14 protein-coding genes are annotated in these 15,768 nt (G+C 70.1%); 12 read left to right on the top strand and 2 right to left on the bottom strand.

Translation table 11 applies throughout. The features are described 5' to 3' along the window. Positions 1–24 precede the first annotated feature (24 nt). From OG395_RS28335 to OG395_RS28345, 3 genes are read left to right on the top strand one after another with little or no spacing between them, the layout of a single operon-like run. Positions 25–801, top strand: coding sequence for a DUF5819 family protein (locus tag OG395_RS28335; RefSeq protein ID WP_327245442.1), 777 nt, complete (start codon positions 25–27; stop codon positions 799–801). After that, positions 798–2,087 (top strand): HTTM domain-containing protein, encoded by a 1,290-nt coding sequence (locus OG395_RS28340; RefSeq protein ID WP_327245443.1) that lies wholly within the window; start codon positions 798–800, stop codon positions 2,085–2,087. The genes OG395_RS28335 and OG395_RS28340 overlap by 4 nt, the downstream gene beginning before the upstream one ends. Continuing rightward, entirely contained in the window at positions 2,084–2,818 is a 735-nt protein-coding gene (locus OG395_RS28345) for a TrmH family RNA methyltransferase (protein WP_327245444.1), read from the top strand. The genes OG395_RS28340 and OG395_RS28345 overlap by 4 nt, the downstream gene beginning before the upstream one ends. A 168-nt stretch (positions 2,819–2,986) precedes the next feature. Here the strand turns inward: OG395_RS28345 and paaN are convergent, their stop codons facing one another. Next, entirely contained in the window at positions 2,987–4,687 is a 1,701-nt protein-coding gene (gene paaN / locus OG395_RS28350; protein WP_327245445.1) for a phenylacetic acid degradation protein PaaN, read from the bottom strand. 123 nt (positions 4,688–4,810) lie between these two features. On the opposite strand from paaN, the gene OG395_RS28355 reads away from it, so the two are divergent. Beyond that, entirely contained in the window at positions 4,811–5,404 is a 594-nt protein-coding gene (locus OG395_RS28355; protein ID WP_327245446.1) for a TetR/AcrR family transcriptional regulator, read from the top strand. Between the two features lie 41 nt (positions 5,405–5,445). Beyond that, entirely contained in the window at positions 5,446–6,234 is a 789-nt protein-coding gene (locus tag OG395_RS28360; RefSeq protein ID WP_327245447.1) for an alpha/beta hydrolase family protein, read from the top strand. A gap of 6 nt (positions 6,235–6,240) precedes the next feature. On the opposite strand, the gene OG395_RS28365 is transcribed toward OG395_RS28360, so the two are convergent. Then, positions 6,241–6,747, bottom strand: coding sequence for an Lrp/AsnC family transcriptional regulator (locus OG395_RS28365; RefSeq protein WP_376336917.1), 507 nt, complete (start codon positions 6,745–6,747; stop codon positions 6,241–6,243). Positions 6,748–7,010: 263 nt separating this feature from the next. Here OG395_RS28365 and pdhA point away from each other — a divergent pair, with 263 nt between their 5' ends. The 7 genes from pdhA (at position 7,011) to OG395_RS28400 (ending at position 15,684) form a co-directional block, all read left to right on the top strand. Next, positions 7,011–8,183 carry a pyruvate dehydrogenase (acetyl-transferring) E1 component subunit alpha gene (gene pdhA / locus OG395_RS28370; protein ID WP_327245449.1) on the top strand — a complete coding sequence of 391 codons (1,173 nt, stop codon included), beginning with the start codon at positions 7,011–7,013 and terminating at the stop codon, positions 8,181–8,183. After that, positions 8,180–9,211, top strand: a complete 1,032-nt coding sequence (locus OG395_RS28375) for an alpha-ketoacid dehydrogenase subunit beta (RefSeq protein WP_327245450.1) — start codon at positions 8,180–8,182, stop codon at positions 9,209–9,211. The genes pdhA and OG395_RS28375 overlap by 4 nt, the downstream gene beginning before the upstream one ends. After that, a complete protein-coding gene (locus tag OG395_RS28380) occupies positions 9,211–10,593 on the top strand; it encodes a dihydrolipoamide acetyltransferase family protein (RefSeq protein WP_327245451.1) in 1,383 nt (460 codons plus the stop codon). Before OG395_RS28375 ends, OG395_RS28380 begins: the two co-directional genes overlap by 1 nt. A gap of 84 nt (positions 10,594–10,677) precedes the next feature. Beyond that, a complete protein-coding gene (locus OG395_RS28385) occupies positions 10,678–11,526 on the top strand; it encodes an NTP transferase domain-containing protein (protein ID WP_327245452.1) in 849 nt (282 codons plus the stop codon). A gap of 371 nt (positions 11,527–11,897) precedes the next feature. Further along, positions 11,898–13,553: a molybdopterin molybdotransferase MoeA gene (locus tag OG395_RS28390; RefSeq protein ID WP_327249486.1), complete on the top strand. Its 1,656-nt coding sequence runs from the start codon at positions 11,898–11,900 to the stop codon at positions 13,551–13,553. Further along, positions 13,511–14,641: a potassium channel family protein gene (locus OG395_RS28395; protein ID WP_327245453.1), complete on the top strand. Its 1,131-nt coding sequence runs from the start codon at positions 13,511–13,513 to the stop codon at positions 14,639–14,641. Before OG395_RS28390 ends, OG395_RS28395 begins: the two co-directional genes overlap by 43 nt. A 56-nt stretch (positions 14,642–14,697) precedes the next feature. Next, positions 14,698–15,684, top strand: a complete 987-nt coding sequence (locus tag OG395_RS28400) for an NAD(P)H-quinone oxidoreductase (protein ID WP_327245454.1) — start codon at positions 14,698–14,700, stop codon at positions 15,682–15,684. The last annotated feature ends 84 nt before the right edge of the window (positions 15,685–15,768 follow it).

Consider the following 15,768-nt stretch of genomic DNA (forward strand, 5'->3'; position numbering starts at 1 on the left):
GGGATCGACGGGGATCGGGGCGGGATGGATTCGTACGACGACAGGGGCGTCGGAGACGGGAACGGGAGCGGTGGTCCGAGGGTGGATCCGGGTTCGGACCAGCCCCTCCGTACGACACCGCCCGCTGAATTCGCTGGAGTTCCCGCGCCGGTGCGTTCCGGTATCGCCGGGCTGTCCCTTCCGTACCAGATCGTTGCCGCGATCGCGCTGTCGGTCATCGGGATGATCACCTGTACCCATCTGGCCATGGTGTTTCTGCACGTCGCCCCGTCCAACACCCTGACCAAGCAGCACGGCAAAGCGGTCGACGACTGGGTCTATCCCGAGTTCGAGCAGAACTGGAAGCTCTTCGCTCCCAATCCGCTCCAGCAGAACGTCGCCGTGCACGTACGGGCCGAGATAGCCGGTCCCGACGGTCGTCGCACCACTGGGTGGATGAGTCTCTCGGTCGAGGACGGCAGAGGGATACGAGGCAATCTCCTCCCCAGCCACATCCACCAGAATCAGCTCCGCCGCGCCTGGGACTTCTATCTCAACTCCCACGACATCCAGAACCGCCCGAACGGCCTGCGCGGCAATCTCTCCGAGCGCTACATCCGCCGCATCGTGATGTTGCGGCTCGGCGAGCACGACTACGGCGGCACCGTCGAGCGCATCCAGGTCCGCTCCGAGGTGCGTTCCGTCTCCGCGCCGCCGTGGAGCACGGAGAAGATCAGCACCAAGCCGAATTACCGGGTGCTGCCGTGGTGGACCGTCACCCCCGCCGACCTCCCCGAGAACACCAAGGAGGCGGTCAAGTGAGGACGGCTTCCCCCGGCCGCAAGCTCGCCCGCGGCGTCCAGCGCATCACCTCCTCGGCCCTCGGCCCGTATCAGAGCGCCGTGATCCGGATCGGTTTCTCCGCCACGTACCTGATGTTCCTGCTGCGCGAGCTGCCGCACCGCCATGAGATGTACGGCCCCGACGCCCCATGGCGCTGGGACATGGCGAAGCAGCTCATATCGGGCAATGAGTCCCTCTCGGTGCTCATGTGGTCGGACAGTACGGTCTGGTTCGAGACCGTCTATGCGGTCGTCCTGCTTTCCGCCGCACTGCTGATGGTCGGCTGGCACACCCGCGCGATGTCCGTCCTGTTCATGGTCGGTGTGCTCTCGCTGCAGAACCGCAGCATTTTCCTGGGCGACGGCGGGGACAACGTCGTCCATCTGATGGCGATCTACCTTGTGCTGACGCGCTGCGGGCAGGTCTGGTCGCTGGATGCGCGACGTGCGGCGCGGGCACGCCGTACGGAGTCAGGGGCGCAGGCCGGGTCGACGTCGGAGCAGGAGCCGGAGACGCGGTCGCAGGATGCGGGAGTCGCCCGGCCGGCCTCGAATGTCGCCGGGACGATTCTGTGGTTTGTGCTCGGCCTGGTCCTTGTTGTGGCTACGGCGACGGACGGCCTCGGTGGCACCTGGTGGCTGCCGACCCTCTTCTGGGTGCTGTGGATCGGGCACGGTGTCTGGTGGGCCGTGAACCGTTACGCGCCGCAGAGCGAACCGCGCACGCTGCTCGATGTCCTCGCCAACCTCGCGCACAACGCCACTCTCGTCGTGATCATGGCCGAGGTCTGTCTGATCTACGCGACCGCGGGCTGGTACAAGATCCAGGGATCGCGTTGGCAGGATGGCACGGCGCTGTACTACCCGCTCAATCTCGACTACTTCACCCCATGGCCAGCCCTGTCGGACCTCCTCGCGTCCAATGGCGTGATGGTCATGGTGCTGACGTACGGCACGGTCATCGTGCAGGTCGCCTTCCCCTTCACTCTCTTCAACCGGCGCGTCAAGAACGTCCTGCTCGTCGCCATGATGTGCGAGCACGCGGGCATCGCCCTGCTGCTGGGACTGCCCTTCTTCTCGATGGCGATGATCGCCGCCGACTCCGTCTTCCTGCCGACGGTCTTCCTGGTCTGGCTGGGCGGCCGGGTGACGCTCGGGCGGCAGCTGCTGTTCTCGCGCACGGGCCAGGTGCCCGAGCAGCAGCAGGGCGGCGAGGAGGAGGTCCCGCAGCACAGCGGAAGCGGTGGCCATACGCTCGTCGGGTGAGCAGTGATACCGGCAGTAGTAGGAGCAGTAGCGGTGAGAGTCCGTCGGCCGATGGCCTCGGGGTCGGTGAGCAGTCCGCGGAGGCGTTGCAGTACGACGACGGATTCGGGGCGGAGATCGGCGTCGGGCCGCATCCGCTGCCCTGGCCCGAGGGCGAGCGGTACGACCCCGAGCTGCTCGCCCAGGGCGACCGGCGCAATGTCGGTGACGAGTACCGCTACTGGACGCGGGAGGCGATCGTCGCCGATCTGGATCTTCGGCGGCACGACTTCCATGTAGCGGTGGAGAACTGGGGCCACGACTTCAATATCGGGTCGGTGGTGCGGACTGCGAATGCCTTCCTCGCCAAGGAGATCCACATTGTGGGTCGGCGGCGGTGGAATCGGCGCGGTGCGATGGTCACCGACCGGTACCAGCATGTGCGGCATCACCCCGACACGGCGGATCTGACCTCCTGGGCGGCGGCCGAGGGGCTGCCGATCATCGGGATCGACAATCTGCCGGGGGCGGTGCCGCTGGAGCGGACAGAGCTGCCGCGGCGGTGTGTGCTGCTCTTCGGGCAGGAGGGGCCGGGGCTGACCGAGGAGGCTCGTAGGCACGCGACGATGGTGTGCTCGATTGCGCAGTTCGGATCCACGCGGTCGATCAATGCGGGGGCTGCGGCGGCCATCGCCATGCATGCGTGGGTGCAGCGGTATGCGGATATTTCGGGGGGTGTGGGAGTGGGCTGAGGCCGAGGGGTACCCGACTGTGCGGGCGGGGCGGCGCAGGGCGCCTGCGGCGGGTCTCTCGCGTTTCTTCCCGTGATCGGGGCTCCGCCCCCCCCGGGTCCCGCTCCTCGAACGCCGGAGGAGCTGAAGAGGCGCCGAGGGGCTGGAGCCGGGGCGGGGCGTGCTGTGTCAGGCCTGGCGGCGGACTTCCACCATGCGGAAGCGATTTGATACGAACGCTCCGTCGCACAGGGCTGCGTTGGCCGCAGGGTTGCCGCCCGAGCCGTGGAAGTCGGAGAACGCCGCAGTCTGGTTGACGTACACCCCGCCCGTCAGATTCAGCGAGAGCTGAGCCGACTCGTCCAGGCAGACGTCTTCCACCGCGCGCTCCACCTCCGGCGACGTCGTGTACGCCCCGACCGTCATCGCGCCCTTGTCACGGATCGTGCGGCGCAGCAGCTCCACCGCGTCAGCTGTCGAGTCGACCGCGACCGCGAACGCCACCGGTCCGAAGCACTCCGACAGATACGCCGCTTCGTCGTCCGGCTTCGTGCCGTCGAGCTTCACGACGACCGGGGTACGGACCACCGCGTCGGGGAACTCCGGGTTGGCCACCTCCCTTGAGGCCAAGGCGACTTCGCCCAGCCCTGCCGCGGCCTCAAGGCGGGCCTTCACGTCGGGGTTGACCAGCGCGCCGAGCAGCGCGTTCGCCCGGGCGTCGTCGCCGAGCAGGCCGGTGACCGCGGCGGCGATGTCGCCCACCACGTCGTCGTACGTCTTGTCGCCCGTGTCCGTCGCGATGCCGTCCCGGGGGATCAGCAGGTTCTGCGGGGTGGTGCACATCTGGCCGCTGTACAGGGAGAGGGAGAACGCCAGGTTGGACAGCATGCCGCGGTAGTCGTCGGTGGAGTCGACAACGATCGTGTTGACCCCCGCCTTCTCCGTGTAGACCTGTGCCTGGCGGGCGTTGGCCTCCAGCCAGTCGCCGAAGGCGGTGGACCCGGTGTAGTCGATGATCTTGATCTCGGGGCGGACCGCCAGGGCCTTGGCGATGCCCTCTCCCGGACGCTCGGCGGCCAGACAGACCAGATTGGGGTCGAAGCCGGCCTCGCTCAGTACCTCGCGGGCCACCTGCACCGTGAGCGCCAGGGGGAGCACGGCGCGCGGGTGCGGCTTCACCAGGACGGGATTGCCGGTGGCCAGAGAGGCGAACAGTCCCGGATAGCCGTTCCACGTGGGGAAGGTGTTGCAGCCGATCAACAGCGCGATGCCGCGGCCGGCCGCGATGTACGTCTTGTGCAGCTGCAGCGGATCGCGCTTTCCCTGCGGCTTGGACCAGTCCGCCGTCCGCGGGGTGCGGATCTGCTCCTCGTAGGCATACGCCACCGCCTCCAGGCCGCGGTCCTGGGCGTGCGGGCCGCCCGCCTGGAACGCCATCATGAAGGCCTGACCGCTGGTGTGCATCACGGCGTGCGCGAACTCATGGGTGCGGGCGCTGATCCGCGCCAGGATCTCCAGACAGACCAGCGCCCTGGTCTCGGGCCCCGCCTCGCGCCACGCCGCCATTCCCGCGCGCATCGCCGGAAGCAGCACATCCAGGTCGGCGTGCGGGTACTCGACGCCGAGTTCCGGTCCGTAGGGCGAGATCTCGCCGCCCGTCCAGTCGTCGGTGCCCGGCTGGCCGAGGTCGAGCCGGGTGCGCAGCACGGCGTCGAAGGCGGCCTTGCCCTCGGCGGCGCTCAGACTGCCCGATGCGCCGCCCTCGCCGTACGCCTTCGGGTGCTCGGGGTGCGGGGACCAGTACGCGCGCGTGTGGATCGCGTCGAGGGTCTGGTCGAGCGTGGGGCGGTGCTTCTCGGACAGCAGGTGCGGGGAGAGCTCGGCGGCCATGACGGACCAACTCCTCATCGAGCTGGGCAGGGACGGGCGGACAGAGTTAGAGTAACCGAACGATCGGTCGGGACAAGGGGCCCCACGAAACCTGTGGACAACTCGTAGGGGAGGATCGCGGACATGACCACGGCCAAGCGGGACACGTACACCCCGGAGACTCTCCTCACCGTCGCCGTCCGTGTCTTCAACGAGCGCGGTTACGACGGCACGTCCATGGAGCACCTGTCCAAGGCGGCAGGCATCTCCAAATCGTCCATCTATCACCACGTCGCGGGCAAGGAAGAGCTGCTGCGGCGCGCGGTCAGCCGGGCACTGGACGGGCTCTTCGGGATTCTCGACGAGCCGGGCGCGACGCGGGGGCGCGCGATCGAGCGGGTTGAGTACGTCACGCGACGTACCGTCGAGGTGCTGATAGCCGAACTGCCCTACGTCACGCTGTTGCTGCGCGTACGGGGCAATACGAAGGCCGAACGCTGGGCCATGGAGCGTCGGCGTGAGTTCGACCAGCGGGTGGCCGAACTGCTGAAGGCGGCCGTCGCGGACGGCGATCTCCGCTCCGACGTGGACATACGGCTGGCGACGAGGCTGCTCTTCGGAATGGTCAACTCTCTGGTGGAGTGGTATCGGCCGCAGCCGGGCGGCGACGCCGAGGGGGAGCAGCTGGCGGACACGGTCGTCCAGCTTGCCTTCGAGGGGATGCGTGCCGACCGCTGAACCGTTGACGGCAGGACAGGTCAAGACCACCATCCTCCGGCATGGCCGCCGTCCTTCGTGTTCCCGGGTTCCTGTGCGCCGTCACGTTGCTTGCCGCCGTGTCGCTGACCGGCTGCGGAGGGGGCGGCAGCGGCGGCACGGGTGGCGGCGGTGCCGAGAAGGCGGCGGACGCGAGTGAGGAGGCCCGGCAGCCTGACGACTTCGGCTGTCTGAAATCGGCCGAGGCCGAGGCGGCGTCCGTCACCTTCAAGTCCGCCGACTCCACCGAGACCGGCGGTTATATGCCCGGCGGTGCGAGCGGCGCCGGGAAAGGCGCGGGGATCGTACTGGCCCACCAGTCCGACGGCACCGCCTGCCAGTGGAAGGACAAGGCCGATGAGCTGCACCGGGCCGGCTATCGGGTGCTCGCGGTCAATTCGGCGGGCCAGGACGTCTCCGAGATCGTCGCAGCGGCCGGGTATCTGCGCGGCAAGGGCGCGAAGAAGCTGCTGTTGATGGGGGCGTCCAAGGGGGGTACCGCCGTGCTCACCGCGGCGCCGGAGCTGGAGCCGCAGCCGGACGCGGTGGTCTCGCTCTCCGCGCCGACGCTGTACTCCGGAATGAACGCGCTGGGCGCCGTGCCCAAGCTGACCGCGCCGGTGCTCTACATGGCCGCCGAGTACGACGACTACTTCGGGGACGACGCGAAGACGCTGAACCGGGCGAGCACCAAGGCGGCGGAGCGCAAGCTGATCTATGTCAAGGGCGGCGGCGAGCATGGAGTGGCATTGCTCAACAGCCAGGAGAACTGGGCCGCGGTACAGGCGTTCCTCAAGAAGTACGGTTCCTGAGAGGCCTTAGGCCAGCTCGGTGGGGCGCTCGGGGCCCGGGGCCAGGTCCGTCTCCTCGAACACCAGCAGCGTGCGGGTGGAGAGCACCTCGGGGATGGCCTGGATCCTGGTCAGGACGAGTTCGCGAAGCGACCGGTTGTCCGGTGTATGCACGAGCAGCAGTACGTCGAAATCGCCGCTGACCAGTGCGATGTGGGTAGCCCCCGGCAGGGCCTGGAGCTGCTCGCGCACCGTTCGCCAGGTGTTCTGGACGATCTTGAGCGTGATGTACGCGGAGGCGCCCTGCCCCGCCCGCTCATGGTCCACCCGCGCGCTGAAGCCGCGGATCACTCCGTCGTCGATGAGCCGGTTGATCCGGGCGTAGGCGTTGGCGCGCGAGACATGGACGCGGTCGGCCACCGACCGTATCGAGGCGCGGCCGTCTGTCTGGAGCAATCGGAGGATGTCGCGGTCGATGGCGTCGAGGGGCCGCGCGGGCGGAACCCGGCCGGGGTCCTCGACCCCGTCGGCCATTTGTTCAGCTGCCATGTCCCCGCGCCTCTCTGCCCTGGACGACCTGCCCCTATCCCAGGCTGTGGAGAACCGTTTGTCCACAGGCTGACGGTGCCTGTAGCCAAAATGCGTTCGCGACCGAACAATCGGTAGGTGAGGCACACCACACCGCGCCTCGGCACGTGCTCGACATTTCGACATATTCAGCCACCCCTCGATATCGGGTGATCCCTCGATATCGCCAGATGCCGCTCGATACCCCTCGATGCCAGGAGGTGCTTGTCATGACGGTCCAAGAGCTGCCCGGCGCGGCCGCTTACCGGCCCACGCCGCCCCCGGCCTGGAAGCCGCTCACCGACCCCGCGCCGCTGCTCCCGGACCCCGAGCCGTACCGCGTGCTCGGTACGGACGCCGCGGCCGACGCAGACCCGGAGCTGCTCCTGCGGCTCTACGCCGAGCTGGTGCGCGGCCGGCGGTACAACGCACAGGCGACTGCCCTCACCAAGCAGGGCCGACTTGCCGTCTACCCCTCCAGCACCGGGCAGGAGGCCTGCGAGATAGCGGCGGCGCTGGTGCTGGAAGAGCGTGACTGGCTCTTTCCCAGCTACCGCGACACCCTCGCGGCGGTCGCGCGCGGTCTCGATCCGGTCGAGGCACTGACCCTGTTGCGCGGCGACCGGCACACCGGTTACGACCCGCGCGAGCACCGCATCGCCCCGCTCTGCACGCCGCTCGCCACCCAGCTCCCGCACGCCGTGGGCCTGGCGCACGCGGCGCGGCTGGCGGGCGACGACGTGGTCGCGCTCGCCATGGTCGGCGACGGCGGCACCAGCGAGGGTGACTTCCACGAGGCGCTGAATTTCGCGGCCGTCTGGCGGGCCCCCGTGGTCTTCCTGGTGCAGAACAACGGCTTTGCCATCTCTGTGCCCCTGGCCAAGCAGACGGCAGCGCCGTCGCTGGCGCACAAGGCGGTGGGGTACGGGATGCCGGGCCGGCTGGTCGACGGCAATGACGCGGCCGCGGTGCACCAAGTGCTCGGCGAGGCAGTGGCGCGAGCGAGGGCCGGAGGCGGTCCGACGCTCGTCGAGGCTGTGACGTACCGGATGGACGCCCATACGAACGCCGACGACGCCACGCGCTACCGCGTCGACAGCGAGGTGGAGACGTGGCGGGCGCACGACCCGATTCAGCTTTTGGAGCGGGAGCTGACCGGGCGCGGGCTGCTCGCCGAAGACGGCATCGAGGAGGCGCGCGCGGCCGCTGAGCGGATGGCCGCCGGGCTCCGCGAGCGGATGAACGCCGATCCGGTGCTCGATCCGATGGACCTCTTCACCCATGTGTATGCGGAACAGACCACGCAACTGCGGGAGCAGGCGGCCCGGTTGCGGGTCGAGCTCGACGCCGAGCAGGACCACCACGGCCAGAGCGGCCCACGTGGTGCGGAGGGAGGGCGATGACGACGGCGGCGGCCATGGCCGGCGAGCAGACGGAGAGGGCCAAGCCGGCCACCATGGCGCAGGCCCTGGGGCGTGCGCTGCGCGACTCGATGGCCGAGGACCCGACGGTGCATGTCCTCGGTGAGGATGTCGGCACGCTCGGCGGGGTCTTCCGGATCACCGACGGGCTGGCGAAGGAGTTCGGCGAGGACCGCTGTACGGACACGCCGCTGGCCGAGGCGGGCATCCTCGGGACGGCTGTCGGCATGGCGATGTACGGGCTGCGGCCCGTGGTGGAGATGCAGTTCGACGCGTTCGCCTACCCGGCGTTCGAGCAACTCATCAGCCATGTCGCCAAGATGCGGAACCGGACCCGTGGTGCCATGCCGCTGCCGATCACGGTGCGGGTGCCGTACGGCGGCGGGATCGGCGGGGTCGAGCACCACAGCGACTCGTCCGAGGCGTACTACATGGCCACGCCCGGCCTGCATGTCGTCACACCCGCCACGGTCGACGACGCGTACGGGCTGCTTCGGGCCTCGATCGCCTCCGACGACCCGGTGGTCTTCCTGGAGCCGAAGCGGCTGTACTGGTCGAAGGCGGCCTGGTCGCCGGAGGCGCCGGCGGCCGTCGAGCCGATCGGGCGGGCCGTCGTCCGCCGCCCCGGGCACAGCGCGACGCTGATCACGTACGGGCCGTCCCTGCCCGTCTGCCTGGAGGCCGCGGAAGCGGCCGTCGAGGAGGGCTGGGACCTCGAAGTGGTCGATCTGCGCTCGCTGGTCCCGTTCGACGACGAGACGGTCGCCGCTTCGGTGCGGCGCACCGGTCGTGCGGTCGTCGTCCATGAGTCGTCCGGGTTCGGCGGCCCCGGCGGGGAGATCGCCGCCCGGATCACCGAGCGCTGCTTCCACCACCTGGAGGCGCCGGTGCTGCGGGTCGCCGGATTCGACATCCCCTATCCGCCGCCGATGCTGGAGCGCCACCATCTGCCGGGCGTGGACCGGGTGCTCGACGCGGTCGCGCGACTGCAGTGGGAGGCGGAGAGCTGATGCCTCAGGTGCTCGAATTCAAACTGCCCGACCTCGGCGAAGGACTGACCGAGGCTGAGATCGTGCGCTGGCTGGTGGAGGTCGGCGATGTGGTCGCCATCGACCAGCCGGTCGTCGAGGTCGAGACGGCCAAGGCGATGGTGGAGGTGCCGTGTCCCTACGGAGGCGTGGTGACCGCCAGGTTCGGCGAGGAGGGCGCGGAACTTCCGGTCGGGGCGCCGTTGTTGACGGTGGCGGTCGGGTCCATTGCGGGAGAACTCTCCGCTGATGGGGCTGCGGAGGCCGAGTCGTCCGGCAATGTGCTGGTGGGGTACGGGACGGGAGCACCGGCGGCGCGCCGTCGACGGGTTCGGCCCGAGGCGGTCTCCGGCGCGGGGTCTGTGACGGTGCCTGCGGCGGAGCCGGCCCCGGGGGCTGTCGCAGGGGCGGTCCCAGCGGAGGTTACCGGTGAGGGGCCGGGGCCGGTGGCCGTCATCTCGCCCTTGGTGCGAAAACTGGCGCGGCAGCATGATCTCGATCTGCGGCAGCTGACGGGGTCGGGGCGGGACGGTCTGATCCTCCGGTCCGATGTCGAATCCGCCATCAGGGCGGCGGCGAGCGCAACGGCAGAGTCGGCTCCCATGTCCGCAGTCCCGGCGTCGGCTTCGACATCGATGGCCTCTTCGGCCGGCCGTGAGGTCGTCGGGGAGCGGATTCCGTTGCGCGGTGTACGCGGCGCGGTCGCCGACAAGTTGGCGCGCAGCCGGCGCGAGATACCCGACGCCACGTGCTGGGTCGACGCGGACGCCACCGAGCTGATGGCCGCGAGAGCCGCGATGAACGGCGCCGGCGGTCCTTCTGCCGGGCCGAAGGTGTCGGTGCTTGCCCTGCTGGCCCGTATCTGCACGGCGGCGCTCGCCCGGTTCCCCGAGCTCAACTCCACGGTGGACCTGGACGCGCGGGAGATCGTGCGGCTGCGCGACGTCCATCTGGGGTTCGCGGCCCAGACGGACCGGGGGCTGGTCGTCCCTGTCGTGCGGAATGCACAGGACCGTAACGCGGAGTCGATCGGTGCCGAGATCGGCCGGCTGACCGAGGCTGCCCGGACGGGGAAGCTGACCCCGGCGGATCTGAGCGGCGGCACGTTCACGCTGAACAACTACGGGGTGTTCGGGGTCGACGGGTCGACGCCGATCATCAACCATCCGGAGGCGGCCATGCTGGGGGTCGGTCGCATCTTGGCCAAGCCGTGGGTGCACCAGGGCGAGTTGGCCGTGCGCCAGGTCGTTCAGCTCTCGCTGACCTTCGACCACCGGGTCTGTGACGGCGGCACGGCAGGCGGCTTCCTGCGATACGTGGCCGACTGCGTGGAACGGCCCGCGCTGCTGTTGCGCACGTTGTAGGAGAAGAAGAGAGGAAGTGGAGGAGGGCGAGGAGGAAGGGATCGGGGAGGAACAACGGGAGCGTGTGGCACGCATACTCGGGGCATGACCGCGTATGACGCCATCGTCCTTGCCGGAGGGGCCGCCAAGCGCCTCGGGGGTGCCGACAAACCAGCCCTGCGGGTGGGTGGCCGGGCGCTGCTCGACCGGGTGCTCGCCGCCTGCGCCGACGCCGCAGCCACCGTTGTGGTGGGCGGTCGGCGGCCCACCGTACGCCCAGTGACCTGGGCACGGGAAGAGCCGCAGGGCGGCGGGCCGTTGGCGGCGCTCGGCGCCGGGGTGCGGCTCACGACGGCCGGGCATCTGCTCGTGCTCTCCGCCGATCTGCCGTTCCTGGGGGCGAGCACGGTCAAGGAACTGCTGGCCGCAGCTGCTCACGGGGAGCGTGACGGGGCGCTGTGCGTCGATCAGGACGGGCGGGACCAGCCGCTGGTCGCCGTCTACCGTTCCGAGCCGCTCCGTCGCGAGCTGGCCCTGCTGGCCGCCGAGCACGGCAGCCTGGCCGGGCTCCCACTGCGCCTGCTGGCGCACGAACTGGACCTCGCCCGCGTCGAGGCCGGTCCGCTCGCCTCCTTCGACTGCGACACCTGGGAAGACATTGCCGCAGCCCGGGCCCGTATCAGAGAGCATGGGACCGTGCTGGACGAATGGATCACCGCAGTCAAGAACGAACTGGGCATCGAACTCGACGTCGACACCGACGTCCTGCTCGACCTCGCCCGTGATGCCGCCCACGGTGTGGCCCGGCCCGCCGCACCCCTGACGACCTTCCTGGTCGGGTACGCGGCGGCGAAGGCGAGCGGCGACGGCGGCGGAGCCGAGGCCGTGGCCGATGCCGCCCGGAAGGCGGCCGCGCTCGCCCTTCGCTGGGCGGACGAGGCCGAGACGCCATGACGACGCCCCGACGCAAGGTCGACAGGGGCGCGGCCGACGACTGGACGCCTGGGCCCCCTCCGGATCCGGGGAGCAGAGGTCCGGGGCCGGACCGGCCCGCCGGCCGTGCCACCGCAGTGGATCAGGACCGGGCTGCCGCAGGTACCGGTGTTGCAGGAGAAGCTCAGGCTGCCAGGGGGGCCGCTGTTGCAGGGGTTGCCCCGGCGGCTGGTCAGGCTCGAGCGGAGGGTGAGGTCCCGAACGCCGAGGGCGCCCGTGTCGCCGCAGAGGCTCATGTTGCCGAGGACGCCCGTGCAGGCGCAGAGGCCCGCGCGGCCGAGCAGACTCGCGCTGCCGAGGAGGAGGACCGGGCCGTCGACCAGGCGCTCGCGCTGGTCGGGCGCCAACCCCCGCGGGAGCCCCGATCAGTGGCTCAGTCGCAGCCCGGGGCCGGGTTCTCGGAGCAGCGTCCCCGGCAGGGATCCGGCTCGGCCCCGCGCCGGAGTCCTGACCACAGTCCTGACCACAGCCCTGACCACGTCCCTGACCACGTCCCTGGCCAAGGCCCTGGGCAGGGATCCGGCCCGGACCCCGTTCAGAGCCCTGGTCCCGGTCCCGGCTCAAGCGTTCACCAGGGCACTGACCACGGTGCCGCCCACAGCCCCGGCCGCGCCCCTGGCCGGCGTTCCTCCGGCCACTCCTCCGGCCAGTCCGCCGCCCCCGAATCCGACCCCGAATCCGACCCCGAGTCCGCCCGCGACCCGCGCACCCGCGACCGATGCGCCGACGTTCACCGCGGCCATGCCACCGCCTGGGGCGAGGCCCGCGCTCTTGCCGCGCGGGCCGGTCGGTCCGCCTCACCCCGCACTCTGCGGCTCACCCTCGACCGGGCCATCGGACGCGTGCTGGCCGAACCGCTTACCGCGCTCACCGATCTGCCATCCTTCGACACCTCCGCCATGGACGGCTGGGTCGTTGCCGGACCCGGGCCCTGGACTCTCCGAGGAGGCGAGGACGGAGGTCAAGGGCTGGGCATTCTGGCCGGGCACAGTGCGCCCGCTCCGCTTCCCGACGGTGATGCCGTACGGATCGCCACCGGCGCCCGCATCCCGACCAATGGCACCGCTGTGATCCGGAGCGAACATGCTCACGTCGACGAGGCCAAGGGGCTGTTGTACGCGCAGCGCCAGGTGGTTCCCGGGCAGGACATCCGGCCGCGTGGCCAGGAGTGTCGTTCCAGCGATCAACTTCTGCCCGCCGGAACGGTGGTGACGCCCGCCGTCCTCGGGCTGTCCGCCGCCGCCGGTTACGACGAGCTGCTGACGGTTTCCCGCCCGCGCGTCGACGTGCTCGTTCTCGGGGACGAACTGCTTACCACCGGTCTGCCGCACGACGGGCTGATCCGGGACGCCCTGGGCCCCATGATCGGCCCCTGGCTCCGGGCGATGGGTGTCGAGGTCTCCGCCCCGCGACGCCTCGGCGACGACCGTGAGGCCCTCCGGCATGCCCTCACCACCTCCGACGCCGATCTCGTCATCACCACCGGCGGTACCGCGGCAGGCCCCGTCGACCACGTCCATCCCGTCCTCGCCGAGATCGGCGCGGAGTTGTTGGTCGACGGCGTCGCCGTGCGCCCGGGGCACCCGATGCTGCTGACCCGGCTGACCTCCGGGGGCCCGTATCTCGTCGGGCTGCCAGGCAACCCCCTCGCCGCCGTCTCCGGTCTCCTCACGCTCGCGGAGCCCTTGCTGCGCGGGCTGGCCGGCCAGATGGTGGAGGATTCGTACCGGGTCGTCGTGCGCGACGAGGTGCACGGGCACCCGCACGACACCCGCCTGGTCCCTGTCGTGCACCGGGTCGGTGCGGGCTCGGGCCCCGAGCACGTCGTACCGCTGCACTACAACGGTCCCGCCATGCTCCGTGGGATCGCCGGCGCCGACGGGCTGGCCGTCGTGCCGCCGGGCGGGGTACGGTCCGGCACCGAGGTGGAGATCCTCGATCTACCGTGGACCTCGGCGACGCCGTGGACGGAAGGGTGTTTCACGTGAAACTTCCCGGCCACGATGCGATGGCCAGGCGGGTCGACGAGCATCTCGTCCCCACGCGGATCATGCTTCCGCGCCGTGTCGTCGACAGGCCGCTCCGACAGGTCGCCAAACGGCTGTTGATGGCGCTGATAGTCCTCGCCGCCACGGTACTGATCGTGTGGGTCGACCGTTCCGGCTACCACGACAACGCAGATGAGTCGGTGGACCTGCTCGACGCCGTCTACTACTCGACGGTCACCCTCTCCACCACCGGGTACGGCGACATCACTCCGTACAGCGACACCGCACGACTGATCAACGTGGTGCTCGTGACACCACTGCGCGTGCTCTTCCTGATCATCCTGGTCGGCACCACCCTGGAGGTCCTGACGGAGCGGACCCGGGAGGACTTCCGGCTGAACCGTTGGAGAACCAACTTGCGTGACCACACCGTTGTCGTCGGCTTCGGCACGAAGGGCCGCTCAGCGATCCAGACGCTCTGTGCCACAGGTCTGAAGAAGGAACAGATCGTGATCGTCGACCCGGCCAACAAGGTGATCGAGGCAGCGAACGCCGAAGGTTACGTGGGCGTCGTCGGGGATGCGACCCGCAGCGAGGTGCTGCTGCGAGCCGAGCTCCAGAAGGCGCGTCAGATCATCATCGCCACTCAGCGCGACGACACGGCGGTGCTGGTCGCGCTGACGGCGCGACAGCTCAACCGTGGCGCGAAGATCGTCGCGGCGGTGCGCGAGGAGGAGAACGCACCGCTGCTGCGTCAGTCCGGCGCCGACGCCGTGATCACCAGCGCCAGCGCCGCGGGCCGGCTGCTGGGTCTTTCCGTCCTCAGCCCGAGCGCGGGCACGGTGATGGAGGACCTGATCCAGCAGGGCAGCGGCCTCGACCTCGTCGAACGGCCGGTGATAAAGGCCGAGGTCGGAAAGAGCGTCCGGGAGACCGAGGACCTGGTCGTCAGCGTGCTGCGTGGCCACCGGCTGCTCGGTTACGACGATCCGGCGGCCAGCCCGTTGCAGCTGACGGACCGGCTGATCACCATCGTGCGTGTCTCGGAAACCCCGCCGCTGAACACGCCTCGCCAGCAAGGGGTGTGAAGGTCCGGGGTGTCTCTTCGCTCGGCGCGACGGCGTCACGGAGTAGCCTCGCCGCCATGCATGCGATCACGATCCCCGAACCCGGTGGCCCCGACGCGCTCGTATGGGCCGAGGTCCCCGATCCCGTACCCGGCGAGGGCGAGGTCCTCGTCGAGGTCGTGGCCGGCGCGGTCAACCGCGCCGATGTGCTCCAGCGGCAGGGCTTCTACCACCCGCCGCCCGGCGCGTCCCCCTACCCCGGTCTGGAGTGCTCCGGCCGGATCACGGAGATCGGCCCCGGTGTCACCGGCTGGTCCGTCGGCGACGAAGTGTGTGCGCTGCTGGCGGGCGGCGGATACGCGGAGAAGGTCGCCGTACCCGTCGGACAGCTGCTCCCCGTACCGGACGGCATCGACCTGACGGTGGCTGCGGCGCTGCCCGAGGTGACGTCGACCGTCTGGTCGAACGTCTTCATGGTGGCCCATCTGCGCCCCGGCGAGACGCTGTTGGTGCACGGCGGGTCCAGTGGTATCGGCACGATGGCGATCCAGCTCGCCAAGGCCGTGGGCGCGCGGGTCGCGGTGACGGCGGGCGGGCCCGAGAAGTTGGCGCGCTGCGCGGAGCTCGGTGCAGACATCCTGATCGACTACCGGGAGCAGGACTTCGTCGAGGAGTTGCTCAAAGCGACGGACGGGGCGGGCGCGGACGTCATCCTCGACATCGTGGGCGCGAAGTACCTGGACCGGAATGTGAAGGCGCTCGCCGTCAGCGGCCGACTCGCCATCATCGGTCTTCAGGGCGGTGTCAAGGGCGAGCTCAATCTCGGCGTCCTGCTGAACAAGCGGGCCGCCGTCACCGCGACGTCGCTGCGCGGACGCCCCCTTGCGGAGAAGGCCGCCATCGTCGCCGCCGTGCGCGAGCACGTGTGGCCGCTGATCGGCAGCGGTGTGGTCCGGCCGGTCGTGGACCGTACCCTGCCGATGTCCGACGCGGCGGAGGCCCACCGGGTGCTGGAGTCCAGCGCGCACATCGGCAAGGTGCTTCTGCGGACGCCGTCAGCCTGAGCCGTACGGACAGCGGGGCCCGGCACACGAATCTGTGTGCCGGGCCCCGCTGTCCGTCCATGCGTAGATAGGTGGAGGGAACGC

It is taken from the genome of Streptomyces sp. NBC_01320 (assembly GCF_035974375.1).
GTDB classification, from domain to species: Bacteria; Actinomycetota; Actinomycetes; order Streptomycetales; family Streptomycetaceae; genus Streptomyces; species Streptomyces yanii.

Excerpts from the sequence above, each read along its gene's own strand:
- OG395_RS28385 (WP_327245452.1), top strand. The coding sequence starts at position 10,678 with ATGACCGCGTATGACGCCATCGTCCTTGCCGGAGGGGCCGCCAAGCGC.
- OG395_RS28400 (WP_327245454.1), top strand. The coding sequence starts at position 14,698 with ATGCATGCGATCACGATCCCCGAACCCGGTGGCCCCGACGCGCTCGTA.
- OG395_RS28375 (WP_327245450.1), top strand. The coding sequence starts at position 8,180 with ATGACGACGGCGGCGGCCATGGCCGGCGAGCAGACGGAGAGGGCCAAG.
- OG395_RS28355 (WP_327245446.1), top strand. The coding sequence starts at position 4,811 with ATGACCACGGCCAAGCGGGACACGTACACCCCGGAGACTCTCCTCACC.
- OG395_RS28380 (WP_327245451.1), top strand. The coding sequence starts at position 9,211 with ATGCCTCAGGTGCTCGAATTCAAACTGCCCGACCTCGGCGAAGGACTG.
- OG395_RS28335 (WP_327245442.1), top strand. The coding sequence starts at position 25 with ATGGATTCGTACGACGACAGGGGCGTCGGAGACGGGAACGGGAGCGGT.
- paaN (WP_327245445.1), bottom strand. The coding sequence starts at position 4,687 with ATGGCCGCCGAGCTCTCCCCGCACCTGCTGTCCGAGAAGCACCGCCCC.
- OG395_RS28365 (WP_376336917.1), bottom strand. The coding sequence starts at position 6,747 with ATGGCCGACGGGGTCGAGGACCCCGGCCGGGTTCCGCCCGCGCGGCCC.
- OG395_RS28360 (WP_327245447.1), top strand. The coding sequence starts at position 5,446 with ATGGCCGCCGTCCTTCGTGTTCCCGGGTTCCTGTGCGCCGTCACGTTG.
- pdhA (WP_327245449.1), top strand. The coding sequence starts at position 7,011 with ATGACGGTCCAAGAGCTGCCCGGCGCGGCCGCTTACCGGCCCACGCCG.